This window comes from Sphingobacterium sp. UBA2610 (assembly GCF_002339225.1).
In the GTDB taxonomy this organism is placed as follows: domain Bacteria; phylum Bacteroidota; class Bacteroidia; order Sphingobacteriales; family Sphingobacteriaceae; genus Sphingobacterium; species Sphingobacterium multivorum.
Genome location: NZ_DDKA01000033.1, coordinates 250,970 through 274,403 on the forward strand (window position 1 = coordinate 250,970; position 23,434 = coordinate 274,403).

31 protein-coding genes are annotated in these 23,434 nt (G+C 39.1%); 10 read left to right on the top strand and 21 right to left on the bottom strand.

The window, feature by feature from the left end; genetic code table 11:
* Window positions 1-156 precede the first annotated feature (156 nt).
* Window positions 157-507 carry a hypothetical protein gene (locus tag B4Z47_RS22900; RefSeq protein ID WP_070570508.1) on the bottom strand — a complete coding sequence of 117 codons (351 nt, stop codon included), beginning with the start codon at window positions 505-507 and terminating at the stop codon, window positions 157-159.
* Between the two features lie 154 nt (window positions 508-661).
* Here B4Z47_RS22900 and B4Z47_RS22905 point away from each other — a divergent pair, with 154 nt between their 5' ends.
* Together B4Z47_RS22905 and yidD are read left to right on the top strand one after the other, a co-directional pair.
* On the top strand, window positions 662-889 hold the full coding sequence (locus B4Z47_RS22905; protein ID WP_070570510.1) for a hypothetical protein: 228 nt from the start codon (window positions 662-664) through the stop codon (window positions 887-889).
* Window positions 886-1,164: a membrane protein insertion efficiency factor YidD gene (yidD, locus tag B4Z47_RS22910; RefSeq protein ID WP_070570512.1), complete on the top strand. Its 279-nt coding sequence runs from the start codon at window positions 886-888 to the stop codon at window positions 1,162-1,164. The genes B4Z47_RS22905 and yidD overlap by 4 nt, the downstream gene beginning before the upstream one ends.
* 93 nt (window positions 1,165-1,257) lie before the next feature.
* Here the strand turns inward: yidD and B4Z47_RS22915 are convergent, their stop codons facing one another.
* The 13 genes from B4Z47_RS22915 to B4Z47_RS22970 form a co-directional block, all read right to left on the bottom strand.
* Complete coding sequence (locus B4Z47_RS22915) at window positions 1,258-1,728, bottom strand: GIY-YIG nuclease family protein (RefSeq protein ID WP_286710094.1); 471 nt, start codon at window positions 1,726-1,728, stop codon at window positions 1,258-1,260.
* 10 nt (window positions 1,729-1,738) lie between these two features.
* Window positions 1,739-2,068: a nucleotide pyrophosphohydrolase gene (locus tag B4Z47_RS22920; protein ID WP_286727977.1), complete on the bottom strand. Its 330-nt coding sequence runs from the start codon at window positions 2,066-2,068 to the stop codon at window positions 1,739-1,741.
* A 124-nt stretch (window positions 2,069-2,192) separates the two neighbouring features.
* Window positions 2,193-2,639: a nuclear transport factor 2 family protein gene (locus B4Z47_RS22925; protein WP_286710096.1), complete on the bottom strand. Its 447-nt coding sequence runs from the start codon at window positions 2,637-2,639 to the stop codon at window positions 2,193-2,195.
* Between the two features lie 61 nt (window positions 2,640-2,700).
* On the bottom strand, window positions 2,701-3,297 hold the full coding sequence (locus tag B4Z47_RS22930; protein WP_083295920.1) for an IS3 family transposase: 597 nt from the start codon (window positions 3,295-3,297) through the stop codon (window positions 2,701-2,703).
* Entirely contained in the window at window positions 3,276-3,533 is a 258-nt protein-coding gene (locus B4Z47_RS24775; protein WP_083295921.1) for an IS3 family transposase, read from the bottom strand. The genes B4Z47_RS22930 and B4Z47_RS24775 overlap by 22 nt, the downstream gene beginning before the upstream one ends.
* A 50-nt stretch (window positions 3,534-3,583) precedes the next feature.
* Window positions 3,584-3,865 carry a transposase gene (locus B4Z47_RS22935; protein ID WP_070565777.1) on the bottom strand — a complete coding sequence of 94 codons (282 nt, stop codon included), beginning with the start codon at window positions 3,863-3,865 and terminating at the stop codon, window positions 3,584-3,586.
* A 25-nt stretch (window positions 3,866-3,890) separates the two neighbouring features.
* The gene (gene istA, locus B4Z47_RS22940; RefSeq protein ID WP_286710097.1) at window positions 3,891-5,090 is read right to left on the bottom strand and encodes an IS21 family transposase; all 1,200 of its coding nucleotides are present in this window, start codon (window positions 5,088-5,090) and stop codon (window positions 3,891-3,893) included.
* Window positions 5,091-5,136: 46 nt separating this feature from the next.
* Window positions 5,137-5,430 (bottom strand): RNA polymerase sigma factor, encoded by a 294-nt coding sequence (locus B4Z47_RS22945; protein WP_286710098.1) that lies wholly within the window; start codon window positions 5,428-5,430, stop codon window positions 5,137-5,139.
* A gap of 1,054 nt (window positions 5,431-6,484) precedes the next feature.
* Window positions 6,485-6,871 carry a nuclear transport factor 2 family protein gene (locus tag B4Z47_RS22950; RefSeq protein ID WP_286710099.1) on the bottom strand — a complete coding sequence of 129 codons (387 nt, stop codon included), beginning with the start codon at window positions 6,869-6,871 and terminating at the stop codon, window positions 6,485-6,487.
* A gap of 474 nt (window positions 6,872-7,345) precedes the next feature.
* Entirely contained in the window at window positions 7,346-7,873 is a 528-nt protein-coding gene (locus tag B4Z47_RS22955) for a hypothetical protein (RefSeq protein WP_070562058.1), read from the bottom strand.
* A 120-nt stretch (window positions 7,874-7,993) separates the two neighbouring features.
* On the bottom strand, window positions 7,994-8,998 hold the full coding sequence (locus B4Z47_RS22960; protein WP_070562056.1) for a nucleotidyl transferase AbiEii/AbiGii toxin family protein: 1,005 nt from the start codon (window positions 8,996-8,998) through the stop codon (window positions 7,994-7,996).
* Window positions 8,999-9,002: 4 nt separating this feature from the next.
* The gene (locus B4Z47_RS22965) at window positions 9,003-9,605 is read right to left on the bottom strand and encodes a DUF6088 family protein (protein ID WP_070562054.1); all 603 of its coding nucleotides are present in this window, start codon (window positions 9,603-9,605) and stop codon (window positions 9,003-9,005) included.
* 786 nt (window positions 9,606-10,391) lie between these two features.
* Complete coding sequence (locus B4Z47_RS22970; RefSeq protein WP_286727978.1) at window positions 10,392-10,838, bottom strand: hypothetical protein; 447 nt, start codon at window positions 10,836-10,838, stop codon at window positions 10,392-10,394.
* 359 nt (window positions 10,839-11,197) lie between these two features.
* On the opposite strand from B4Z47_RS22970, the gene B4Z47_RS22975 reads away from it, so the two are divergent.
* Together B4Z47_RS22975 and B4Z47_RS22980 are read left to right on the top strand one after the other, a co-directional pair.
* A complete protein-coding gene (locus B4Z47_RS22975; protein ID WP_286710166.1) occupies window positions 11,198-12,058 on the top strand; it encodes a hypothetical protein in 861 nt (286 codons plus the stop codon).
* Between the two features lie 103 nt (window positions 12,059-12,161).
* Window positions 12,162-13,112 carry a hypothetical protein gene (locus tag B4Z47_RS22980; protein ID WP_286710165.1) on the top strand — a complete coding sequence of 317 codons (951 nt, stop codon included), beginning with the start codon at window positions 12,162-12,164 and terminating at the stop codon, window positions 13,110-13,112.
* A 142-nt stretch (window positions 13,113-13,254) separates the two neighbouring features.
* Here B4Z47_RS22980 and B4Z47_RS22985 read toward each other — a convergent pair whose 3' ends face one another.
* A complete protein-coding gene (locus B4Z47_RS22985) occupies window positions 13,255-13,701 on the bottom strand; it encodes a nuclear transport factor 2 family protein (RefSeq protein ID WP_139144870.1) in 447 nt (148 codons plus the stop codon).
* A gap of 199 nt (window positions 13,702-13,900) precedes the next feature.
* On the opposite strand from B4Z47_RS22985, the gene B4Z47_RS22990 reads away from it, so the two are divergent.
* Window positions 13,901-14,347: a hypothetical protein gene (locus tag B4Z47_RS22990; protein WP_286727980.1), complete on the top strand. Its 447-nt coding sequence runs from the start codon at window positions 13,901-13,903 to the stop codon at window positions 14,345-14,347.
* An 18-nt stretch (window positions 14,348-14,365) separates the two neighbouring features.
* Here B4Z47_RS22990 and B4Z47_RS22995 read toward each other — a convergent pair whose 3' ends face one another.
* On the bottom strand, window positions 14,366-14,710 hold the full coding sequence (locus B4Z47_RS22995; protein ID WP_217493502.1) for a winged helix-turn-helix transcriptional regulator: 345 nt from the start codon (window positions 14,708-14,710) through the stop codon (window positions 14,366-14,368).
* A 205-nt stretch (window positions 14,711-14,915) separates the two neighbouring features.
* Between B4Z47_RS22995 and B4Z47_RS23000 the strand changes: the two genes are divergently transcribed.
* The 5 genes from B4Z47_RS23000 (at window position 14,916) to B4Z47_RS23020 (ending at window position 18,597) form a co-directional block, all read left to right on the top strand.
* Window positions 14,916-15,776: an SDR family oxidoreductase gene (locus B4Z47_RS23000; protein ID WP_070561049.1), complete on the top strand. Its 861-nt coding sequence runs from the start codon at window positions 14,916-14,918 to the stop codon at window positions 15,774-15,776.
* A 177-nt stretch (window positions 15,777-15,953) separates the two neighbouring features.
* On the top strand, window positions 15,954-16,520 hold the full coding sequence (locus B4Z47_RS23005) for a hypothetical protein (RefSeq protein ID WP_070561050.1): 567 nt from the start codon (window positions 15,954-15,956) through the stop codon (window positions 16,518-16,520).
* Between the two features lie 21 nt (window positions 16,521-16,541).
* Window positions 16,542-17,402, top strand: coding sequence for a helix-turn-helix domain-containing protein (locus B4Z47_RS23010; protein ID WP_070561051.1), 861 nt, complete (start codon window positions 16,542-16,544; stop codon window positions 17,400-17,402).
* A gap of 100 nt (window positions 17,403-17,502) precedes the next feature.
* Entirely contained in the window at window positions 17,503-17,796 is a 294-nt protein-coding gene (locus tag B4Z47_RS23015) for a putative quinol monooxygenase (RefSeq protein ID WP_047096321.1), read from the top strand.
* A gap of 189 nt (window positions 17,797-17,985) precedes the next feature.
* Window positions 17,986-18,597, top strand: a complete 612-nt coding sequence (locus B4Z47_RS23020) for a hypothetical protein (protein WP_333802797.1) — start codon at window positions 17,986-17,988, stop codon at window positions 18,595-18,597.
* 115 nt (window positions 18,598-18,712) lie between these two features.
* Here the strand turns inward: B4Z47_RS23020 and B4Z47_RS24780 are convergent, their stop codons facing one another.
* From B4Z47_RS24780 to B4Z47_RS23040, 5 genes are all read right to left on the bottom strand, one after another.
* Window positions 18,713-18,802, bottom strand: a complete 90-nt coding sequence (locus tag B4Z47_RS24780; RefSeq protein ID WP_368072483.1) for an AraC family transcriptional regulator — start codon at window positions 18,800-18,802, stop codon at window positions 18,713-18,715.
* 31 nt (window positions 18,803-18,833) lie between these two features.
* Entirely contained in the window at window positions 18,834-19,175 is a 342-nt protein-coding gene (locus B4Z47_RS23025; protein WP_070561053.1) for an AraC family transcriptional regulator, read from the bottom strand.
* A gap of 309 nt (window positions 19,176-19,484) precedes the next feature.
* Window positions 19,485-19,814, bottom strand: a complete 330-nt coding sequence (locus B4Z47_RS23030; RefSeq protein ID WP_070561055.1) for a SemiSWEET transporter — start codon at window positions 19,812-19,814, stop codon at window positions 19,485-19,487.
* A gap of 53 nt (window positions 19,815-19,867) precedes the next feature.
* Window positions 19,868-22,432: an excinuclease ABC subunit UvrA gene (gene uvrA, locus B4Z47_RS23035; protein ID WP_070561056.1), complete on the bottom strand. Its 2,565-nt coding sequence runs from the start codon at window positions 22,430-22,432 to the stop codon at window positions 19,868-19,870.
* A 17-nt stretch (window positions 22,433-22,449) separates the two neighbouring features.
* On the bottom strand, window positions 22,450-23,331 hold the full coding sequence (locus B4Z47_RS23040; RefSeq protein ID WP_070561057.1) for a bestrophin family protein: 882 nt from the start codon (window positions 23,329-23,331) through the stop codon (window positions 22,450-22,452).
* Window positions 23,332-23,434 lie beyond the last annotated feature (103 nt).

Consider the following 23,434-nt stretch of genomic DNA (forward strand, 5'->3'; position numbering starts at 1 on the left):
TATCGGCGTTTTTCGCCGATAATAAAGAAATATATAAACAAGTAAGCCTTTTCGAAAAACAAGCATAATACCGTTATTCCTGATTTTAGAGAAATGGATGTAAAAAACTCATATTGATATCATGTTATCTGAATTGACTCGCCGAGATCCTCCGCTCTACAAAAAATACACCGATTGTTGCCAGTCACCTAAGACAACCGGAGCATCGCCAATGGCCAAAATCGATCTTTTGGTGCCATCGATCTCTTGCTTATTCAATTTGTTTTTCAGCCTTTGCAAGCGGACCTGATTTCGCCCGCTGGGCTTAATCAGCACCAGATCGGACACATCAAACTGCAAAGTGCCTTTGATAGGATCGTAAAACTGCTCATTGGCAAAACTCAGTGTATTAAAAATACTGATCTTGGTTCGTAAAAGCCAGTCTCCAGAGGTCAGATAAAATGCAAAAGCATTCCTTATCTTGACATGTTCTTTAATACAGTAGCTAGCCACCTGGTGCACAGGCATAACTTTTACGGGAAGCCGTAATAATCTGTAATTTTTTATTCTTAAAATTGACAATATTGTAAAATGGATTGCAATAAAACTCAAAACACATTGATTTTCAATATTTTATTACATAGCTTTAATTAAATCATTAACCCAATCAAATACTGATATTATGGAATACAAAGTAGTACCTTTTGTAGCATCGATAGACCCAAGGACAGGCACATCGGATCAAGTAGCAGAACAATTAGAAAACCTGATTAATCAGGGTGCATCAGGAGGATGGAACTATGTAAGACTAGAAAGCGTCACAACTTATGTACATGCCGAAAATGGTTGCTTTAATAATAAACCTGGATATACGACGGCAAGACAGATGGTGGTATTTTCAAGGCCATGAAGTCTCTCCTATTGACCGCGATCCGGTTGTATTGGTTGATCATCCCACCAGAAAGAAGACGTAAGTGTATATTTAGGCATAGCTGCTCTAAATATGTATTTGACGTAACTAAACATAAAGGCTTTAGGGCAGGTAGGAAAGCATTGCTTTCACGCATGAGAACCTGTAATGGTCACTTTGACATAATCACGGATTATAAAAGTGGTGAGCGGATGATGTACCTGAAAGGCGGTGTAGTGGTTGGCGAGGCGGAGATCGCGGAGAGGTTGTTGTAAATAGTTTAGGGATGGAGCTGGAAATTTTGTCACGGAAGTTACATATAATATCAAGCCTGGTATTTTCTCTTCGGAACTTAAGTTTCAGATTTTTTAACAAGATTGAAGAAAAACGTGATTGAAGGCTGTCGATGATAGCAGACTGGTAGACGTACGCGCTATTTTAAGTTCTTCAAGTTGTTTCCAGATCTGTGGAAACAATACCTCATATTCTTTCTTCTGGTGATAGTAGTGTCCGTTATTGCCAAGGTTGATCAGTTTCAGACCTTTTTCTGCTGAGAAAAGGTTGATCAGGAATGCTTCTAGATGCAGGGTAACGGATTTGTTGAACAAATGCGAATAGATCGCATGTCGGATTAATAGATCTTTCTTGCTGTCGTGTCTATTATGGCTCGAAAAGCGGTTCTTGATATCGATAGATTCACCGATATAGATTGACCTTTTATCGTTGAGCAGATAAACAAGTGCGCTGTTATAAAAATCTAGTTTGCTATCTGTATCCTTAACCTCTTCTGTGCTACCGACGGGAACAATATGAACTTCTTTAATATCCAATTCTGACATGCGTTATTAATTACAGTTCATTATACTTTTTAGCAGTTCCCTTGGCTTTTTCTACAGGATATTTTTCATTGTTGAGTTTCATCTTGTCCTCCACGATCTCCTTAACATCAAGTCCGTGCTTATCGGCAAGTAATAGCGCATACATTAGTACATCGGCAAGCTCATATTTCAACTTGTCAGGATTGGCATCTTCATTTCCTTTCCACAGAAAAAGCTCCAGAAGCTCAGACGCTACAATGCTCAACGCAACTGCGAGATCCTTAGAATTGTGAAACTGTTCCCAATCTCTCGCATCTCTGAATGCTCTGATCTGTCCTATTAACTGCTGAATATCCGACATGATAAAATCCTTTAACTAAAAACTGGCCTTTGTCCAAATATCCGAAATGTTGTTTAGGAATGAAAGGAAAAAGCCACATCTCTCGATGTGGCTCTACAACATATATATTTATTTGAGATGGCTCTTATTTATAAGAATTGATCGATTTGGATACGTTCCAATCATTGGCCACACGCTCCAAGGTAACTAAATCTGTTTTGGTGAAGTTTTCAAATTTCAACGTTACTTTAGCCACCATATAGTCTGCCGATTCCTCGATAATATCGGTGCTCACTGTGCAGTTTAACTTTTCGCCTTTTTGTTTTTTCAAGGATTTAACCACTTCGCTACGGCTGTTAGACTGCGCACTGGCAGCTTGGAGCTTTTGGTTGAAATCTTCTGCGAATAACTGCTCTACTCCTGCTGATTCTCCCTCCGTAGTTACCGCAACATAGTGCTCTAAAGCGAAATCTGCTGTAGAAAGGTTAATGTTAGTTTTTGTTGCTTTTGCTCCAGGTCCTTCAGCTGCCATAGCGAAAGTTGATACTGCGATTAAAGCTGCTGCTGTGAATGTTTTTACTAAAGTTTTCATAATGTCTTTATTTTATTGTGTTAGTTCTGTTGTGGAATTGCAACTTAAAAGTGGAGACTTTTTATGCTGCTAATTTCTGTTTTGATCGGTAGAACATTTCCATTTCATTTGGCGTTCTATATCCAATTGCAGAATGTATCCTTTTGGCGTGGTAAAATCCTTCAATGTACCTGAAGACCTCTAGCTTTGCAAGCTCCCTATTAGGAAATTTATGCTGGTATATGCATTCTGTTTTCAGTGTTTTGAAAAAGCTTTCAGCTACAGCGTTATCCCAGCAGTTACCTTTACGGCTCATGCTCTGTTTTATACCGTTTTTATTTAGCATAAGCTTAAACTCATCACATGCATATTGAATCCCCCTGTCGGAATGAAATATCAGTCCCGGTTTTATCCCTCTGTTTTTTATAGCCATTGCCAGTGCCTTAACAGTGGTATTCCCCGCAGTCATGTCATTACTAAATGACCATCCGACAACTTTCCGATCGGCCAGATCAATAACCGTAGTAAGGTAAGTCCACCCGGAAGCAGTCTTTATATAGGTAATATCACCAACCCATTTTTGGGATAATGCACCCGCTGAAAAATCTCTACCGAGGAGATTTTCAGCTATAGCATAACTATGGCTGGAATCGGTGGTCACCTTATATTTCCTTCGTATTTTTTACTTCTTAAATTCAATTTCTTCATTAAGCGAGCTACATATGATCTGGATACCAGCTTGTTCTTTTTCTTCAGTTCATGGGTAATGCGGGGGCTTCCGTATATCTGACGGCTGTTCTCATATTCCTGTTGTATCAGAGCAGATAATTCTGCTGTCTTTTTTTCTCTGTTACTTTGTGGCCTGATAAGCCACTTATAAAATCCGCTGCTGCTAACTTTAATTGTATTGCACATCTTTTCAACTGGAAAGGTGTTTATATGTCCACCTATGAACTCGTATTTTCTCAGTCTCCCTTGGAAAAGATGGCCACCGCCTTTTTTAAGATAGCGTTCTCTAATTCTGCATCCCGTAATCTCCTCTTTAGTTCCCTGATTTCTTGCTCTTCAGGACTCAATTTGTCGTTTTTAGGCAATACGGTACCACCATTATATCTGGGATCCATGCGCCATTTACTTAATCTACTGGCATCCATGTCCAGTTCTTTTGCTGCTTCTAATACCGACCCTTTGCTGTAAGAAAGCTCTACTGCCATTTTCTTAAAGGAATCGTCAAATACTCTTTTCATCTGTTAACAAATTTAAATCTATTTTTCAAATCTGTCTCCACTCAAAGGTAGCAACTCCAGAAGGTCCGATACTTCCCATCAGCCGCTTATATTCTTCTCTGCTGATATTCTTTTTATAATCCGGACGGTGTTCCTCCAGAGAAACGTACATGCCCATCTGTGCGCTTACCTGATGGAGTGCTATGCGTGTGCTGCCGTCAAATATTTTTAGGCAGGTACCGTTGCTTTCGAGCCTGACGGTCCTGCCCGCATAGGCAGCGGGCACCGAATAGTAATTATGGCGGTAGCTCACGTGTGCCAGCCGGGTGACTTTTCTGGATCCGACCTCCAGGATCTCATATCGCACCGGGGGCAATGCAAGCAGTGCATGCTTTTCATACTGCTCAAATACGGCAAGCGGGATACGGCGCGTGGTTCCGTGTACGCGCTTATTGCATGTCTCTTCGTTCCAGACCTTAAGACCGCACAGCAGATCTTCATAGCTATTGCCATCGAAGCCCTTTAAAAAATTGTTTTTTACATATTTGATAGATGATTCAACTTTGCCCTTATCCTGTGGACGGCGTGGCCTGCACGCAATTCCTGCACAGCTGTAGTAGGAAAGAAATTCAGCATACCTGCGCTGGAGCTCCGGTTCGTAAAGATCCGGAGTGATCACCCCAGATTTCAGGTTGTCAAGTTTGACAGTACGCGGAACACCCCCAAAATACTCGAAAGCTTTGATATGGCAGTCCAGAAATTCGTCCACCCGCTGGCTGGTCACCAGTTTATAAAAGCTGTAGCGGCTATGGGAGAGAACCATGGAAAACACCCATACTTTAACAGGGCGGCCATTCCTGCGGAAAGTACCCATATATCCGAAATCTACCTGTGCTTCTTCTCCCGGATCGCTGTGCAGCGGCACAAAAACCTCCTGCTTCTTTAATCGCTCGATACTTCTGGCAACACTGGGGTAAGATACATCTAAACCGTGCTGCTCATGCAGGCGCTGGCGGATAAGTATCGCGCTCAGCCCCATTTCCTTATATACCTGAATGTCATCGAGATGATCATCCAGCAGCTTTGGTCTTACCTGGGGCAAAGGTTCCTCTAAGCCACGCTCAAGGGCTTTCTGTATCCGGGAAACGGTCTTGCGGCACATCCCAAGTTCTGAGGCTATCTCCCGTATGGATTTCCCGTGGGACAGCAGTGTTTTTATCGTATTATACATTGCCACTTTATACATAATGTCGGACTTTAATACTCCGACAAGTTAAACCTTAATTAAAAACTTAAGGTGGGGGCATTTTAGTGAGAATATATGGGGGTATTTTAGTGAGAATTAACAGCGTATACCTATTGCCTCGTTTGATATATGTGATCGCCGTATTCAATCCGACTCGATATAGCCATGTCTGAAACTTGGCATCCCCCCTGAAGCTTTTGAATGATTTCCATGCCTGTAATACGATTTCTTGAAATAAATCTTCCCTATCGGCTTTATTGTCTAGGTACATACAGCAGATGCGGTGTATGATAGCCTGATTAGAAGTCGCTAAAGTAATAAAGTCTTTTTCGATACTCATATCCTACGAGGATGTCTTATTTGTTATTGCTTTACTTGTTAGTCTCCAAAAAGACAAAAACATTACAACTTATATAAAAAAAGTGATATAGCGTTCATGACAAAAACCGTTAACTCTTTTCTCCAATTACCTGCTTTCCAATGCTGCCTATACTTGCATATAATTAAATTTTTGATTATTTTTATTAATAAAACTTTAAAAAATGAAATATTTCTTAATAACACTTGCTTTATTGTGGTTTATCAGTTACATAGTAGCGGTCGTTCAAATAGCTAAATCAAAAGAGAGAATATCTTTTTTGAGTATTATACTAATGTTTCTGTTTCCTTTTTTATGGGTGTTTTTTGCAACACAACTTTATCATATAGAAGAAATATCGAAGACCAAGAAAAAGAAATATATTTAAGCGTTCGTTATAACTTCTACTGTAAGTGTCCAAAAAAATCCAACAGCTTAAAACTGGGACATAAATGTTTAGATTTAAGTAATAAGATGAAATATTTATAGGAAAAAGTTGCCAATTCAAAAGATCATGGAATCAATCTTATGAAAATCAATGTACTGTCTGATGCTTTGAATTGTATATTTTTAATGATATTAAAGTCTTTATTAAATGCTCGAACCACTACAGAAGGATAAAGCACAAGATTGAAAGCCTGAAAAATTATATACACCCTCGATTGTCGACACATCATTAACACTCAAGTCTTGAGCATCAAAACTTTTCAAATCTAATTTATTCATTTTTTTTAAACTTTGAATTTACTCCAATAAAACTATTTAGAAATGACTATTGTTCTTACAATACAACGGCTACAAGCTACCTTTTGAAAGAAAGGTTCAACATAAAAATTAGCGTCGTACAGTGAAAATCCAATAGTCTTTAAAAACATTGGATGACGAAACAAAAAAGAGGAAACGATAGGAAACATAAAAATTACTGTACAAATAAACGCTAAGAGAAAGGGTCTGATGAGAATCAGGCCCTTTTGACGTAAAAAAGCCACATCTCACGACATGGCTTCACAACATATATATTTGTAAGGGATGGCTCCTATTTATAAGAATTGATCGATTTGGATACTTTCCAGTCATTGCCCACACGCTCCAAGGTAACTAAGTCTGTTTTGGTGAAGTTTTCAAATTTCAAAGTCACTTTAGCAACCATATAGTCTGCCGATTCCTCGATGATATCAGTGCTTACTGTACAGTTCAGCTTTTCGCCTTTTTGCTTTTTCAATAGTTTGACTACAGAACTACGGCTATTAGACTGCGCATTGGTAGCTTGGATCTTTTGATTGAAATCAGCTGCGAACAACTGCTCTACTCCTGCTGATTCGCCCTCCGTAGTGACCGCAACATAGTGATCAAGTGCCAAGTCTGCTGTGGAAAGGTTAACGTTTGCTTTTGTTGCTTTTGCTCCAGGTCCATCAGCTGCCATAGCGAATGTTGATACGGCGATTAAAGCTGCTGCTGCGAATGTTTTTACTAGCGTTTTTTATCGAAATTATTTGTTTTTTATTTGATTATAAAGCTATCATGAGTGCTTTTTGAATACACTCATGATGGTTCATAATGTCTTTATTTTATTGTGTTAGTTCTGTTGTTCTTATTTGTTGACTCAAAACTACGACACAATAGGCCTCTAGCCTACCAGCTTTAGACTAACGATCGGGAAAACTCGGTGAATGGCGGGAATGTGGAGGTGAAAGTTATCGTTCGAAATATCGCTTCAATTGATGCTGTGCAAAATAAATATCCTTTCTTATTGGAACAACTTTATGAAAACTATTGATCAGGGTTAATCAAGGGCATTAGTGGTTAAATTGAAAACAATCGTACCGTGGAAAAATTCGCTATTGTCAGATAGGATCTAACACCATGAATAGGTGTTTTAAATGGACTATAATTAGTCTTATACACCTAACATCATTTTGTAAAAATCATAATATAGTTTACCTCCTGCAATGTCCCCCAATTCTTCAGCCATTTGAATGTTCAATTCTATATTCACATACAAATCTTCTTCAACCGCCCTTCTTTCAAGATAAAGAGCGACATTAAAGATGGAAGATAAAAAGGATTTATCATTTTGAGCGCACTTAAAAAGTAGATTGTCATATCCAGATTCCAATACAACAATGGCCCCAGTAGTAGTATCAATTGCTAAATCATGACCATAAGCCTTTCCAAAGTATATAAAATTGCTAATTTCTTCTGTTTTTTCCTCAAAGGTGACCATTCCAATTTCTAAATGCGAACAGTCATAGTTTTCTACCAATTCAATAATTGAATATTGAGATACAATTGTTCGCTCTTTTGGCATAACGATATACGCTCTTTTTATATGCTCAATATACTCGTCTGACAAGCCTTGTTTTTTTAGTAGACTAGCATCGATATAAATATTTCTCAAACTTTCAACAAATTCGACTGCTTCCATTTGTTTATTTATCTTAAAATAGTTCTTGCAATGAAAAATAGCCCATCTTCAAGAATTACTATGCTTATGGACTTTGACTCTATTATTATTCAAAGAAGGTATATTTCAAATTAAATCGCTTTATTTCTTCATGTGATTGTTCATGCTATCTTCAATTCCTTTGATGCTTTTAAGAAGATCCGCCCATGTTAGACTTTCTCCTACTATCATATTTTCACGCATGATTTTATAATCCGCCTCCCACTCTTTTATTATCTCTTCAGGCGGAAGGATACTTAAACTCCCTTTTCGATGGTTGGAATAGTCAATCCCCCGAAGTGATGTGACTGTTTTTCGATGCAGGACTATTGTGTTAAATAATTCTTCGTCTTTAATGGCTTCTGTTCCAAAATCAGTATTCATAATCTTATCTATATCATAGAAATGCCTAGTTAGCCTATCTGTCCTGATTTTGTCAATCGGTTTAGAGAACTCTTCATGTAATAAGAGAACCTTTTCTATAAAAGTCCGTGTAGGGATTACAACTTTAACATTAAAAGCTGCTTGAGCAAACCCGGAATCTTTATAATTATCATCTATAAAAGATAGGACCGGTTGTGTCTCGAACGGTTCAGTTAGCGATCTGGCCCCCATTTCCAAGAGTACTCTTTGCTTGATATATGCGTGACCGACTGGCGCTATCGGTTGGTAATAAATTTCCAGCGTATTAGGATCGCTAGTATCGTCAACATAAGTATTATAACGAATTTCATAGAAATCCTTAGGAACTCCCAATTTTTCCAATTGAAGAATCAATTCCTCTCTAAACTCATTGATAATAAAACCTCCGGAGGCCTTTCTCAGTTTTTTAATCTGGGTTTTTGAATCTAATTCGTCGAAACCCAGTAGGTGTCGGTCGATTATTAAATCGATATCTTCTGAAAAACGGTCTATCAACTGATACGCTTTGCTTAAAGACGTACCGCCTTTAAAAATAATAGACTCTGCATATCTTGTTGCAAAAACAGCCTTCAGAACAATACACACCCACCAATCTTTTTCAATAACAAAAGCTGGCAATCCCATTATATTGCTCAATTGATCCAATACAAGCCTCTTTTGTTCTGTCTTAAGATTTAACCACATAATTTTAGGATTGGTAAAGCTTAGTTATTTCTTTCTGGATCCATACTGGAGCATATTTCAACTGAGAATCAAGAATTTGTTTTTCTATCTTTTTGACTGAATGTTTGATCATGCTTAAGAATTCTTCAGAAAGTCCCTCTTGACCTTGTTCTTTAAAAGCTGAAACAACCAACTGTAATAAATCATCTTTTATCGCAAAGCTTTTGGGTACAGTACGTTTAAATTTGATTGTACGCTTACCTATTTTAATATCCCGCTGTGAACCATCTGTTAGATAAACGGCTTTTAGCGGCACCTGCGTAGTCAGCCCTAATAAATACAACGCTAATACACCTGTCGGAGCAATACGAGCTTTGTCTCGCCTTGCAATTTCTTTTGCAATTTCTTCAACACTAGGATATATTGTACCCAATAAAGGGTCCTTTTTAGGTTTAATATAAATACCATGAGCCAATCTTTCAATAAGTCCATCATTCTCCAGGCGGAAAAGTGTCAACCTGATATTCTCTGGTGTCCCATAATTCTTAAAATCATCTGCGAAAAAAAATTCGCCGCGAGAAGACTTAAAAATCTTTGTTTCTATCTTATTTCTAGATGTTTCTGACATTAAAAACCATTTAATCTGTAACAAATTTAGTAAATATTTGTTACAACAAAACAATCTATCGTATAGTATTTACCTTCGATTGCGCCAAATTAAGTGGTATGTCAGAAATTCCGAGCAAGCACTTACAACTATTTCTTTCCCTAATCTTTTTCCTAACTTGAAGTTCCTGTCATTTACAGTCAGATCTTCGGGCATATACAGAAACTAGGTAATATAGGAGGCTTTAATAAATCCGCTGGATTATTGTCCAGCTGAGATTCGTTACGCAGTGCGTAACGGATTGGAGATTCTCTACGCGTTGCGTAGAGAATCGGTCCAAGTCGGGAAAGGTCTGGTAAAAATACCACATATTCCGTAAGTTGGATTCGGAAAAACTGACCTCTCCCCAAAAAACTGGAGCATTTAAAAGTAGAGAATTCAGTCTTGAATTACTAATTTTAAATTTCACATCACGAGTCTCGTTTTAGCGAGAATTGAACAGTGCGGAGTGGATGTTCGGAAATTCCGAACAACTGGAAACGTCTTTGAACTCCCCCTACTCAAAAAAAACACCTAAAACACTCACTATCAACAGACTAACACTTTTAAAACTATCGGCTTATTCTTCATCTCATACCAATCATCTAACATACTTTTTTGAACTAAAACCTTAATCGGCAATCAACGAGTAACGCACATTGCATGACAAAATAAAAAAGCCACATCTCCCGACGTGGCCTTAATAAACATATGATTCACTAGTTGTCTGCTACCGATCTGTCCGAGCAGACAACTAGTTATTAAATACTATTTATACGAATTGATCGATTTGGATACTTTCCAGTCATTCCCCACATGCTCCAAGGTAACTAAATCTGTTTTGGTGAAGTTTTCAAACTTTAGAGTCACTTTCGCTACCATATAATCAGCTGATTCTTCTAAGATGTCGGTGCTTACTGTACAGTTTAGCTTTTCGCCTTTTTGTTTTTTCAAGGATTTAACCACTTCGCTACGGCTGTTACTTTGTGCATTGGAAGCTTGGATCTTTTGATTGAAATCTTCAGCGAATAGCTGCTCTACTCCTGCTGTTTCTCCCGCTGTAGTTACCGCTACATAGTGTTCTAAAGCGAAGTCTGCTGTGGAAAGGTTAACGTTTGCTTTTGTTGCTTTTGCTCCTGGTCCTTCAGCTGCCATAGCGAAAGTTGATACGGCGATTAGGGCTGCTGCTGCGAATGTTTTTACTAATGCTTTCATAATGTCTTTATTTTATTGTGTTAGTTTTTTATCTGTTGTTATTTGTTGACTCAAAACTACGACACAATACGCTCCTAGCCTATCGGCTTTAGACCAACGATCGGGAAAACTCGGTGAATGGCGGGAATGGAACGGCGAGGAAAGTGAAATTATTTTTATTATCTTTTAACAACAATTAAAAAACGCGATTCGCCAAGGCCGATGGTGTCAATGATTTTAGCGGAGCTGAGAAGAATACTGTTATTAACATAGAGAAGGAAAAGATGGAACAACATGTAATTAAACTGTTCAGATTATTACTTTTATTGTCATTTATATTTGTCAATGTTAGTTTATTTAGCCGACCAAAATATTTTGTTATGCCGGATAAGCCGGAGAACTATTCAATTGATCAGTACAAATTATCAACAGAAAAACTATACGGTATAGAAAAGAATGTAGAGTTATTTACACTCACATTCCATAATGGACCGGACTCAATAAGTAAAGATAAAATTAATGCCAACACGCAGCTCAATATAATACTTATTGCTGTCCTCCCCGATTTGTTAGGGAGCACAGATTGGAAAGAAATTAATCTCGATACTATTAAAGACGACATTATTACTACTTCGGTATTAAATAGATTATTCCGAATAAATACTCTTTCAGGTTTAGATGACCCTTATGGTCCAAAAACTAAATATTTTGACGAATATCAAATTATCCGGAAAATTGGCAACAAATACTTTGCGTCTAAACATTGTTTAATTCAATTTTTTGCCGTCAGAAATAGGCCTTCCATTTTTCAGCATGTGTTTGGGACAATAAATATTGAGCAAGAACCGCTCAAGATTACAGAAATGGAAACTATTTTTAAAAAGAGATACCCCGGCACTAACTTTCCACCATATACGATCGGCGACACACCTTATTCCTACAGTAGCGCTATTGATTATTTAAGAGATCGGAAAGAATATTTGTCAAAAACCATCAAGTTCCAAAATAACGAAATTGGTTACCAGTTTTGGACCTATACCAACTGGCATACGCATGATCATGAGTTGGAGGTAGATAGAGGAATAGACAGATTTGTATACGTGCCTGGAAAAGGGATCGTGGGCGGTTCATTTGACTTCTATTTTTATTTTCATCGTAAGAAATTGCCCATAAAGTATAGCGACTTTCTGAATAATGTGAAAGAGGAAAAAGTGATGATTGCGCCAGAATTTAAAGTTTAATGATCGCTCATCACATTAAAAATGCTATTCACCAAAGTCGGTTCATTAAATGATTTTAGCGAAGCGGAGAAAAATAGAGTTATTAACCATAGCGAAAGAAAAGATGAAACAACATATAATTAAACGGTTCAGATTATGGCTTTTGATGCCATTATTAATTGTTTCGCTCAGTTTATCAGCCAACGTCAAATATATCTTATTACCTGATCAGCCACAGGGCTGTATCTTAGATAATTACAAATTATCTACAGATAACTTGTATGGTATCAAGAAGAGCGTTGAGCTATTTTCACTGACGTTCATCGATGGTATAGCTATAGATCGAAATAAATTGGACCAGCAAAAAGACCTTAATCTAATTCTTATTGCCGTTCTTCCAGATTTGGAAGGGAACCGTGATTGGACTGAAATTCATCTGGATAGTATCAAAAATGATACGATACCCCACCAATACCTTAAAAGGCTATTAAGAGCCAATACATACGCTGATTTTGATAAAACATACGGTGCAAAAACTAAATATTTCGACGAATATCAAATTATCCGGAAAATTGGCAACAAATACTATTCGTCCAAACATTGTCTTATACAATTTTTTGCCGTCAGAAATAGGCCTTCCATTTTTCAGAATATATTTGGGACAATAAATATTGAGCAAGAGCCTATTAAAATTACTGAAATGGAAGCTATTTTTAAAAAGAGATTTCCGCATGAAGAATTTCCTGCTTACACTATCGGCAATACCCCTTACGACTATCCTACTTTCGATTATCTAAGAGACCGAAGAGAATATTTATCTAAGATCGTCAAGTTTAAAAATGGTAAAATGGGTTATCAATTTTGGACTTATACAGACTGGCATACGCATGACCATGAGCTGGAAGTAGATAGAGGTATTGACAGATTTATATACGTACCAGGAAATGGGATCGTGGGCGGTTCATTTGACTTCTATTTTTATTTTCATCGTAAAAAATTACCTATAAAATACAGCGATTTCCTCAATAACGTAAAAGAGGAAAAAGTGATGATTGCGCCAGAATTTAAAGTTTGATGATCGGCAATCAACGAGTAACGCACATTGCATGACAAAACAAAAAAGCCAGATCTCACGACCTAGCTTCTAAACTAAATTTAAACATTTGATTCACTAGTGGTTTGTCATTTATTTGCAGCAAACCACCAGTTGTAAAATTCTATTTATAAGAATTGATTGATTTGGATACTTTCCAATCATTGCCCACACGCTCCAAAGTAACTAGATCTGTCTTGGTGAAATCCTCAAATTTCAAAGTCACTTTAGCCACCGTATAGTCTGCCGATTCCTCAATGATGTCTGTGCTTACTGTGCAGTTCAGCTTTTCCCCTTTTTGCTTTTTCAAGGATTTAACCACTTCGCTACGGCTGTTACTTTGTGCATTGGTAACTTGGATCTTTTGATTAAAATCAGCTGCAAATAACTGCTCTACACCTGCTGATTCCCCATCCGTAGTGACCGCAACATAGTGCGCTAAAGCGAAATCTGCGGTGGAAAGGTTAACGTTTGCTTTTGTTGCTTTTGCTACAGGTCCTTCAGCTGCCATAGTGAAAGTTGATACAGCGATTAAAGCTGCTGCTACGAATGTTTTTACTAGAGTTTTCATAATGTCTTTTTTTATTGTGTTAGTTCTGTTGTTCTTATTTGTTGACTCAAAACTACCACATAATAGGCTTCTAGCCCATGGGCTTTAGACTAACGATCGGGAAAACTCGGTGAATGGCGGGAATAGGGAGATAAGTCTGCTTCGTATCAGATTCGTACCACGTTCGGATCATCAATAGATATTGTACAGACACCCAACAGTGCGGAAAGTGGGCGTACGTGTATTGGAAGATGAAATGACCACGTTTGGTGAGCTACAGATTATAGGACTGAATTTTATGCCTGCCAACCGTGAAAAAGCAGACCGGAATACCTTATCGGCTACTTCTACTGTTCAGGAAATGCTTATCAAGCTGAAACCGGATGCTTCCAGACCAACCGTCGTATTGCATCACGGTCCCAGCGGTATCCGATATGCCGACGAGCATGGTGTGGATCTGTATCTGGCAGGACATCCCCACGGCGGACAATTGTTCCCCATGACCTGGGTAGCCCAAATGGATTTTGAATACAACAAAGGACTGCACCGATACGGAAACACGAACGTTTTTGTGTCGCAGGGCATCGGTATGTACGGCCCGCCGATGCGTGTAGGCACAAAGAGCGAGATCGTGGTGCTGAATTTGAAACCCCAGAATAGAAAGTAACCGGTTTTAAAAAACAGTTTACCCGGATATAATGACTTCATCATCCTTTCTTTCCTCCATCCCATTAAGCGTAATCTCCCGATGTTGCAAGCCCCATTCCACCATTTTTTGGATGACCTCATAAAGCTGCTCACCTGAAGGTGTCAATTCATACTCGATCAAAACCGGTGTGGAGTTAATCACATTTCTCCTGACCACGCCGTTGACTTCAAGCTCTTTCAGCTCCTTGGAAACCATTCGGGGCGTAATATCCGTAATTGCCCTTTGTATATCCGTAAAACGTTTTTTACCACTGAGCAAGGTGCATACCACCGCCAGTTTCCATTTGCCGCTCACCACATTCAGCGTGTCTGTCAGTGCCATGATTAAACCCCTGTCACACTTCATACTATCTGAATACCTGCTATCTATCATTCCAATTATTTTGTTCGTAAAATTCCTGTCAACAACTACTTTTATTTATATGAACTATACATCTATATAGCACTATACAATAGTATAGTCATATAAAATATATAGCAAATATAGGTAACTTTGTCACATTAGAAAAAGTAAACAAATAGAAAAAATGATTTTAGTAACAGGAGCCACAGGGCATTTGGGAACAGCGGTAATAGACCAGTTGTTAAAACATACCTCAACAGAGAACTTTGTTGCATTGGCGAGAAGCGAGGAAAAAGCAAAGGCATTGAAAGATAAGGGTGTACAGGTACGCATTGGCGATTTTGACGATCCAGCATCGCTGGAAAAAGCCTTTGCAGAAATAGACAAACTTTTACTGATTTCAACGGTAGCTCAAAACAGGGGCGAACAGCAAAAAGCCGTAGTAGAAGTTGCCAAAAAAGCGGGTGTACAACATATTATTTACACTGGTGTTTCGCTGAAAGATCTGAGCACATCCGCTATCAAATGGTTGATGGCAAGCCATTTCGAAACAGAAGATGCCATCAAGGAAAGCGGCCTTGTCTATACGTTTCTCCGCAATGCGTTGTACACCGATGTGATACCGATGTATGTGGGAGAGCACGTTTTTGAAGCCGGAATTTACCTACCTGCCGGTGATGGTAAAGCACCGTTTGCCCTCCGCAGGGAAATGGGAGAAGCTGTTGCCAATGTTTTGTTGCAGGACGGACACGAAAATAAAACCTATGAAATTACAGGCAGCGAACTGTATTCGTACACCGATGTAGCTCAGGCTCTTTCGGAATTATCAGGCAAATCGGTTTCTTACACCAATGCCGACCCAACAGAGTTTACCGAAAAACTAAAGCAGTTTAACGTTCCCGAATTTGCCATTTTACTAACCGCCGGTTTTGCCGAAGATCAGAAAAACCACCAGTTTGAAGAGGTAACAAACGATTTGGAAAACCTTTTGGGAAGAAAACCTTTGGCATTGAAAGAAGCATTAAAAGAAATCTATAAGTTGTAACAGCCCATACGACTTCATTAATGGTAAAATCTTACACCACCACACTCAGCATTTGCCGAGTGTGGTGGTGTATTTTAGACTGTTTTTTTATTTTGTTAGTTTTGCATATATAATTCATCTGACGGATTGATTAAGAATATCCAATATTTCTTCCCAGGTCAAATGCACATAAAAACGATGCAAGATTTTGAGTACATAAAAATTGTTCCAGACGAACGGCTCTCCGGTTTTGTGGAGAGTTTCCTGCTATGTGCCAATCATACCGATGAAGATAAAGAAGTCATTATTTTTCCCGATGGAAGAGTGGACATTATGTTTAGTTGTACAGATCAGGAACCATTGGTAGCCGAATTATTTAATCTGGATAAAAAAGCAAGCCGGTATATTTTCAAAACGCAAACAAAGCTTTTTATGGTATGTCTTACCTTGCTCGGTGCCGAATACCTGCTCGGATACAAAGGGACAGATTTTGGAAAAGATGAGATTCGGCTTCCCGCAGATCTTTGGGATATTTCTAAAGAAGACCTTACAAGCTTAGATAGCTTTGCAGAAAAGGTTTCGGAAAAACTTTTGGAAATATTCCCGAAAAAGATGGATGAAAGAAAGCAACAGCTTTTTGAGCTTATCTATTCGTCAGGTAGTAAGGCGTTATCAAGTACCCTCCTTACAGCAAGAAAAACTCAAATGGCTAAAATCGCTTTTGGAACGAATTTCTTAATGACACAACCAAAGAACACTCCGTAAAAAATCAATTTAATTTTGACGATGGACATTACAAACCTTCCCGAAGATCTATGGGAACATAACGAAACTCATACTTCGGATTTGCAAATTTTCAATTACGAAGTGTATAAGAACGGTTCTAGAAACAAGATTGGCCTGGATAAAAATGTATTCAGTTTCTTATTGGATGGTCAAAAAAACATTCACTTTTCTAATGATATCATTTCAATCAATGAAACACAATCGCTACTTATCACATCTAATAATGTTTTGGTTACCGAACTGGTAGGTGTAAGTTCATACCGTTGTTTACTCTTCTTCTTTTCTCACAAAAACATCACCGATTTTTTATTGAAACATTCCCATTCTTTCAGTCAGAATGCCTCAGATAAAAAGATAACGGATATACCTTATTTCCTTTTAGAGAAAGACAATTTTATCATCCATTATATTCATTCGCTCCAACAAATTTTTGGTTTGCAACAATCTATCTCTCAAAAGATTTTGGAACTGAAATTTGAAGAAATAATGCTTTATCTGGCGGATAAATATGGGACGGTATTTTTAGATTACTTACATTATTTACTAATCAATGAAAGAGAATTATCATTTAAAATGGTAATTGAAAAGAACCTTTATACGAACTTGAATATTGACGAAATAGCCTTTCTGTGCAATATGAGTGCCTCTACTTTTAAGAGAAAATTTATAAGTATATACCAGGAATCTCCAGGGAAATGGTTTCGGCAAAAACGGCTTAACAAGGCCAAAGAATTGTTACATAATAATCAAGTCACACCTTCCGAAATTTTTATGGACTTTGGCTATGGCAGCTTGTCAAATTTTAGTGCAGCCTTTAAAAATGAATTTGGGTATAGCCCCAACCACATCCACTCAAATTGACCTCTTTTCATAACTTATTGAACCAAACCAATAAACGAAGCAGCGCTGGTTTTTCTAATTTGGTCTGATGAAAGAATTGTTTAACTAAAAAATAAAAAAAATGAAAAAATTAGGATTGTTAGTTCGGTTGGAAGCAAAGGCCGGCCAAGAAAAAAACGTTGAAGATTTTATTACAGGAGCATTACCGCTTGCTCTTGAAGAAGCCGGTACCGTTACGTGGTATGCATTCCGTATTGATGCTTCTACCTTCGGTATTTACGATACTTTTTCAAACGAAGAAGGTAGAGAGGCACACCTTGGCGGTAAGATCGCAAAAGCATTAATGGAAAATGCACCAGACCTATTGGCAACACCTCCGTCTATTGAAAAATTGGACATTTTAGCTGCCAAATAGCCTAAGATAATACCATTATATTTAAGGGAGGATTTTGCAAAAACTCAGCAAAATCCTCCCTTAATTGTTCAGAAAAAATCTTCTCTTCCTCAATTTTTTAGATATCTAAAAAATCAACCCAAAAAAGCTTACGTCACGCTGCTGGTGTGACAACAGGATCAACCGTTTATTATTGCTGGTGCTGGACCTGTGGGACGCTGCGCCGCAGAATCAGCAAAGCTTCTTGGAGCTTCCTGCGTTATTGTAGGAGATATGAACAAGGAGCGGTTGGAACTTGTCAAACAGGCGGGAATGGAAACTGTTGATCTTACCCTTGATGCCAGTGTAGCAGAACAGATCGAACAGATTCTCGGAGTACCAGAAGTGGATGCCGGTGTGGATGCCGTAGGTTATGAGGCACATGGACATGGTGATGAAGACTACAAAATAGAAAATCCCAACGCAGTTATCAATGATCTTTTCGATGTTGTTCGCGTAAGCGGAGGTATAGGGACTCCAGGTATCTATACTCCTTCTGACCCAGGAGGACGTGATGAGAATGCTAAGCACGGTAAACTGACTGTCGACTGGGGAAAAGGTTGGCTTAAGTCATTTCATATTCAAACGGGAATGGCTCCAATTGGACGTTACAATTATCAAATTATGCAGGCCATTCTAAGGGGCCGTATCTCCATGAAAACGATCATGAACCCGCAGGTTATCAGCCTTGACGAAGCACCACAAGCCTATAAAGACTTTTCGGATGGTTCAAGCAAAAAGTTAATTATCGATCCACATGGCATGATAAAAAACCGTTCGTAAACTCACGTAGAGCGAAAATAAAAAGTAAAGGTGGGACATCGAATAAATGTCCCACCTTTTTTAAATTTCTCAGCTTAACCAATTACATACCTATTTAACGCGCACTTTGCGTTAATCAGTGTCTATATTGGCCCGGAGAAAGCCCCTCAAGCCTTTTAAAAATTTTAATGAAATGATTCACATTAATAAACCTGATGCGTAACAGGCTTCAGTCACAGTAACGGAACTGTCAGCCATTATTTTTTTGCATGGTCTATGCGCGTACGCAGAACACATTCCAAAGGAGTTATGTCCAGTATATTTTTAAAATATTGATAAAAAGATGATTGGCTCAAACAGCATTCTCTTGCCAATTTTTCAACAGTTATTTTTTCCGTAAGGTGCTTATGCACGTAATTGATCGCCGGTTGAATTCTATTGTCATGCATTGGTTGATTGCTGTTCACTGACAAACGGTTCTGGGTCTGAAGAAGCCTTAATAGAAGTACTTTAAGAGAGAGGTCCGCAATTGCCTCTTTTGCAAAACCTTCCTCCATACTAAGGTTAACAAGTTTATTGAGACTTGTTACAAGCTCCATGCTATTTTCGAATGCTGATGCGAAAAATCAAGTTTCCATTCAAAAGGTGCCTGACGATTTGAATTCCTCGGACATCACTTTTTCTCCTCTCATCATACTTGAAACTACCAATCCACCACTATATGAAAGTATTACATTGTCACTTTTATGAAATGTTTCAAATATGTTGAACTCACAGTTCGGAAGATTAAAAGTCCTCCGGTGCTCCAGTCTGGAATCCAATTTAGAACTGTCGCTTAAATTTACGTGATTTATCCGATAAGATTTCATACTTAAGTCTTTATATATTTACTATTGACCAAATAAAATTTACTTAATCCCAATTTTCGCAGCCGCCAGATTTGATAGCAGGATGCCATACATTTCGGATCTGCACCTGTTAAATCCCTTTCTGGAAATAATACAGTAAGCCAGGAGGGATAAATTGACCAGAACGGCAAAGGAATTCGATAGGATGATCTGCCAACCCTCTTTCATGATTCCATACCAGACCCAGAGGGAAAGACCTGAAAGTAAAACAATAAGTATTAAGATTGAAATGTCATCCGCATTTCTGGATCTTATTACCTTTATCAATTGGGGCATCATTGCAAATGAAGTTAAGACACCTGCAATGAGTCCAATTAAGTCTGTATTCATACGACATATTTATTTTGTTAATAGCGGACATCGCGTCCTTTAATTTTCATTTTTTAAACATAGGCAGCCAAATATTTAGCTGTTTTGCTTTGCTTATTCTTAGCTACTTCCGCGGGAGCTCCTTCAGCAATTATCTTTCCGCCATCTTTACCCGCACCGGGTCCCAGATCTATCACCCAGTCACTGGAGGCCACAACATGCATATCATGTTCAACCGTAATCACGGTATTTCCGGCATCAACCAAAAAATTCAGCTGACCTATCAACTTTTCCACATCAGACGGATGCAGTCCTGTCGTCGGTTCGTCCAAAACGTATAAAGTTTTCCCTTTTTGCGTACGCTGCAGTTCCGATGCCAATTTGATACGCTGTGCTTCTCCCCCAGATAATTCTGTGGCCGGCTGTCCAAGACGTATATAACCCAAACCGACCTGTCTGAGGACTTCAAGACTTTGCCTTAAAGACCTGTCGCTGCTGAAAAAATCCCAGGCCTGATCCACAGTCATGTCCAAAACTTCGGCAATATTTTTATCGTCATACTTTACTTCCAGTGTTTTGTCATTATATCGGGTTCCCTTACAGGTCGGACATGGTGTATAAACACTGGGAAGGAATAACAGTTCTACCATAACAAACCCTTCTCCTTTGCAGTGTGCACATCGTCCCTTGGCTACATTAAAAGAAAAACGTCCCACATCATATTTCCTTTTTTTAGCTAGCTCAGTTTCAGCAAATAATTGCCTTACCCTGTCAAACAGCCCCGTATAGGTTGCCAGATTTGAACGTGGTGTTCTGCCGATTGGCTTTTGGTCAACTCTTACCAGCCGCTTGATGTGTTCCATGCCGTTTGTGATAACACCTGAAGTCTGAATATTGGTTTCCTGTGATAGTTCAGGCTGTTCATCGCTGCTTTCCTCCATATCCTGTCCCAAATAATCCGATATCAAGTCTACCAGCGCCTGACTTACCAGACTGCTTTTACCTGACCCTGAAGTACCTGTAATACTGGTGAGAACGCCCAAGGGAATTGACACATCCAGGTTTTGGATATTATTTCTGGTGATATTACTGGCTCGCAGCCAGTGCTCAGCTGTCCTGACAACCTCTTTGGTAACAGGAACCGGATCAATATAATGACGGGTTACTGACCGTTCTACAGATTGTAGTCCTTCCAGAGGACCGCTATATAATATTTCCCCGCCATTGGCTCCCGCCTGTGGCCCAACATCCACAACCCAGTCACAATGTCGGATAATATCAACCTCATGCTCTACGATAAACATTGAATTACCCGCATCTTTCAATTTTATCAAAACAGCCAACAAGGCTTCTGTATCTGCAGGATGAAGACCCGCTGACGGTTCATCCAGAACGTAAATTACGCCAAACAGATTAGAATGTACCTGTGTCGCCAGCCTTAACCGCTGTAATTCGCCGGGAGAAATACTTGGCGTGCTCCGCTCCAGCGAAAGATAGCCCAGACCGAGATCAATCATGATTTTTAGCCGTGCAACAAGATCTACCGCAATATTTTGGGCAACGATCGCTTTCTCTGGATGTTTATCTTTATCATTAGATAAAAATCTACCCTCCGCATATGGGGTAAAAATGGCCATCAGCTGAGATAACGACTGATTGGAAAGATCAGCGATGTCGAATCCCTCAAATTTTACAGCCAAAGATTCTTTTTTTAATCTCTTTCCGTGACATTCCGAACATTCCGTATTCAGCATATACTGTGATACCCGCCTCTTCATCATCGGACTGTTGGTATTTGCAAATGTTTGCAGAACATAGCGTTTGGCACCGGTAAAAGTTCCCATATAGCTTGGCGGCAATTTCATTTTCACTGCGCGGTTTACCTCCGCTGCAGACAGCCCTGAATACACGGGTACTGTAGGTGTTTCATCGGTAAATAGTATCCAGTCCCGGTCCTTTTTCGGCAGATCCTTCCACGGCTTATCGACATCAAATCCTAAAGTCATCAAAATTTCCCGGAGATTTTGCCCTTGCCAAGCCGATGGCCAGGCAGCTACTGCCCGTTCACGTATTGTCAGGGAATCATCCGGTACCATCGATTTTTCTGTGACATCGTAAATGCGTCCGATACCATGGCATACAGGACATGCTCCTTCGGGCGTATTGGGAGAAAATCCTTCTGCATAGATGATAGACTGTTTGGGCGGATAATCCCCTGCCCGGGAATATAACATCCTCAATAAATTGGAAATAGTCGTTACACTTCCCACTGTAGAGCGGACGGTAGTACCTCCCCTGCTCTGTTGCAGGGCAACAGCCGGGGGCAGTCCATGAATGGCACTGACCTCAGGAACATTCATTTGATTAAATAAACGTCTTGCATAGGGTGACACTGACTCCAGATATCTTCGCTGTGCTTCCGCATAGATCGTACCGAATGCAAGAGAAGATTTACCCGAACCCGATATCCCCGTAAATACGACAAGCTTATTTCTGGGAATATCGACATCAACATCTTTGAGATTGTGTTCCTTGGCTCCCCTGACACGTACAAAACCTTCGGAATTCTGTTCGCTTGGACTTTGATCTGAAAGGTCTCTCTTTTTAGAGCCTTCTGTATTTTTACCAAAAATTTTCATAAAACAATGCTTTAAGGTTACATAAGATAAAATCCCTGCGGCTCAATTGGATCTGGGATTTCCTTCTCATTGAATAGTTGACGGATATTGATCTCTATCGTTCGTGAAAGTGCGGTCATAAGCGTATCCGTAGGGCTGTTGCTGAAAGGATCCTGAAGCCTATGCGCTAGCATTTCCAAGAAAAAAAACATCATCGAAACCGAAATAAGAATGACAACCTGCAGCACAATGTTTAAGTGGAACGAGGATGACAGACTTAGAAAAACCGCAAACAAATAGATGGCGGCATGCAATATCTGACCAAATGTCGGTGAAAAAACGGTATTTTTAATCCGCTCTGCTCTTCCCATCGATGCTACAAGATCATTTAATGTTTTTTCAATCTGAAGCAGAGCAAATTCATTCAGCAGGTTTTCATCATAAAGTTTTTTCAAGCATCCATTCTGTAATTGACTGATCGCAAAGGGGACATTTGAATGTTCTCGGAGCTTTTTCATTTCCTCTCCGCTGAGCAAATCTTCTAGAACAGGCCAAATATCCTGCCGCCTCAATGCTCTTTCTAAAGCTCTACACCAGCCAATCTGATAATGGGAAATTTTAGCCACATCTACGTTTTCAGTTTTCACATAAAGCTGGAGCTGCAGGATCAGAGAACGGCTGTCATTTACGATTGCTCCCCAGATGGTATGGGCTTCCCACCACCGGTTATAGAACTGGTTGATTTTATACGATAACAGAATCGAGATCGCAATACCCAATGTTGTCGCTATGTGAATGGAAATATCCGGCGCATAATATGGTAATAGACCAAAAGTAACCCCCAGAAGGGCAACTGTAAACAATTGTACCTTAATTCCATTTAATAGAAATTTAAATGGAACTCTGCGGTTTATTATCATGGGACTTTCTATTTAACATTATTATTACTATACAATTCAAAACACTTGCGTCCAAAACGTTTAAAAAGTGGCGGTGTTTGGATATAGCAAAGTTGCTATATTT

What these genes read in the sequence shown, in the direction of transcription:
- B4Z47_RS22900 (WP_070570508.1), bottom strand. Translation starts at nt 507, where the DNA reads ATGCCTGTGCACCAGGTGGCTAGCTACTGTATTAAAGAACATGTCAAG.
- B4Z47_RS22905 (WP_070570510.1), top strand. Translation starts at nt 662, where the DNA reads ATGGAATACAAAGTAGTACCTTTTGTAGCATCGATAGACCCAAGGACA.
- yidD (WP_070570512.1), top strand. Translation starts at nt 886, where the DNA reads ATGAAGTCTCTCCTATTGACCGCGATCCGGTTGTATTGGTTGATCATC.
- B4Z47_RS22915 (WP_286710094.1), bottom strand. Translation starts at nt 1,728, where the DNA reads ATGTCAGAATTGGATATTAAAGAAGTTCATATTGTTCCCGTCGGTAGC.
- B4Z47_RS22920 (WP_286727977.1), bottom strand. Translation starts at nt 2,068, where the DNA reads ATGTCGGATATTCAGCAGTTAATAGGACAGATCAGAGCATTCAGAGAT.
- B4Z47_RS22925 (WP_286710096.1), bottom strand. Translation starts at nt 2,639, where the DNA reads ATGAAAACTTTAGTAAAAACATTCACAGCAGCAGCTTTAATCGCAGTA.
- B4Z47_RS24775 (WP_083295921.1), bottom strand. Translation starts at nt 3,533, where the DNA reads ATGTGCAATACAATTAAAGTTAGCAGCAGCGGATTTTATAAGTGGCTT.
- B4Z47_RS22935 (WP_070565777.1), bottom strand. Translation starts at nt 3,865, where the DNA reads ATGAAAAGAGTATTTGACGATTCCTTTAAGAAAATGGCAGTAGAGCTT.
- istA (WP_286710097.1), bottom strand. Translation starts at nt 5,090, where the DNA reads ATGTATAAAGTGGCAATGTATAATACGATAAAAACACTGCTGTCCCAC.
- B4Z47_RS22945 (WP_286710098.1), bottom strand. Translation starts at nt 5,430, where the DNA reads ATGAGTATCGAAAAAGACTTTATTACTTTAGCGACTTCTAATCAGGCT.
- B4Z47_RS22950 (WP_286710099.1), bottom strand. Translation starts at nt 6,871, where the DNA reads ATGGCAGCTGATGGACCTGGAGCAAAAGCAACAAAAGCAAACGTTAAC.
- B4Z47_RS22955 (WP_070562058.1), bottom strand. Translation starts at nt 7,873, where the DNA reads ATGGAAGCAGTCGAATTTGTTGAAAGTTTGAGAAATATTTATATCGAT.
- B4Z47_RS22960 (WP_070562056.1), bottom strand. Translation starts at nt 8,998, where the DNA reads ATGTGGTTAAATCTTAAGACAGAACAAAAGAGGCTTGTATTGGATCAA.
- B4Z47_RS22965 (WP_070562054.1), bottom strand. Translation starts at nt 9,605, where the DNA reads ATGTCAGAAACATCTAGAAATAAGATAGAAACAAAGATTTTTAAGTCT.
- B4Z47_RS22970 (WP_286727978.1), bottom strand. Translation starts at nt 10,838, where the DNA reads ATGAAAGCATTAGTAAAAACATTCGCAGCAGCAGCCCTAATCGCCGTA.
- B4Z47_RS22975 (WP_286710166.1), top strand. Translation starts at nt 11,198, where the DNA reads ATGCCGGATAAGCCGGAGAACTATTCAATTGATCAGTACAAATTATCA.
- B4Z47_RS22980 (WP_286710165.1), top strand. Translation starts at nt 12,162, where the DNA reads ATGAAACAACATATAATTAAACGGTTCAGATTATGGCTTTTGATGCCA.
- B4Z47_RS22985 (WP_139144870.1), bottom strand. Translation starts at nt 13,701, where the DNA reads ATGAAAACTCTAGTAAAAACATTCGTAGCAGCAGCTTTAATCGCTGTA.
- B4Z47_RS22995 (WP_217493502.1), bottom strand. Translation starts at nt 14,710, where the DNA reads ATGGCACTGACAGACACGCTGAATGTGGTGAGCGGCAAATGGAAACTG.
- B4Z47_RS23000 (WP_070561049.1), top strand. Translation starts at nt 14,916, where the DNA reads ATGATTTTAGTAACAGGAGCCACAGGGCATTTGGGAACAGCGGTAATA.
- B4Z47_RS23005 (WP_070561050.1), top strand. Translation starts at nt 15,954, where the DNA reads ATGCAAGATTTTGAGTACATAAAAATTGTTCCAGACGAACGGCTCTCC.
- B4Z47_RS23010 (WP_070561051.1), top strand. Translation starts at nt 16,542, where the DNA reads ATGGACATTACAAACCTTCCCGAAGATCTATGGGAACATAACGAAACT.
- B4Z47_RS23015 (WP_047096321.1), top strand. Translation starts at nt 17,503, where the DNA reads ATGAAAAAATTAGGATTGTTAGTTCGGTTGGAAGCAAAGGCCGGCCAA.
- B4Z47_RS23025 (WP_070561053.1), bottom strand. Translation starts at nt 19,175, where the DNA reads ATGGAGCTTGTAACAAGTCTCAATAAACTTGTTAACCTTAGTATGGAG.
- B4Z47_RS23030 (WP_070561055.1), bottom strand. Translation starts at nt 19,814, where the DNA reads ATGAATACAGACTTAATTGGACTCATTGCAGGTGTCTTAACTTCATTT.
- uvrA (WP_070561056.1), bottom strand. Translation starts at nt 22,432, where the DNA reads ATGAAAATTTTTGGTAAAAATACAGAAGGCTCTAAAAAGAGAGACCTT.
- B4Z47_RS23040 (WP_070561057.1), bottom strand. Translation starts at nt 23,331, where the DNA reads ATGATAATAAACCGCAGAGTTCCATTTAAATTTCTATTAAATGGAATT.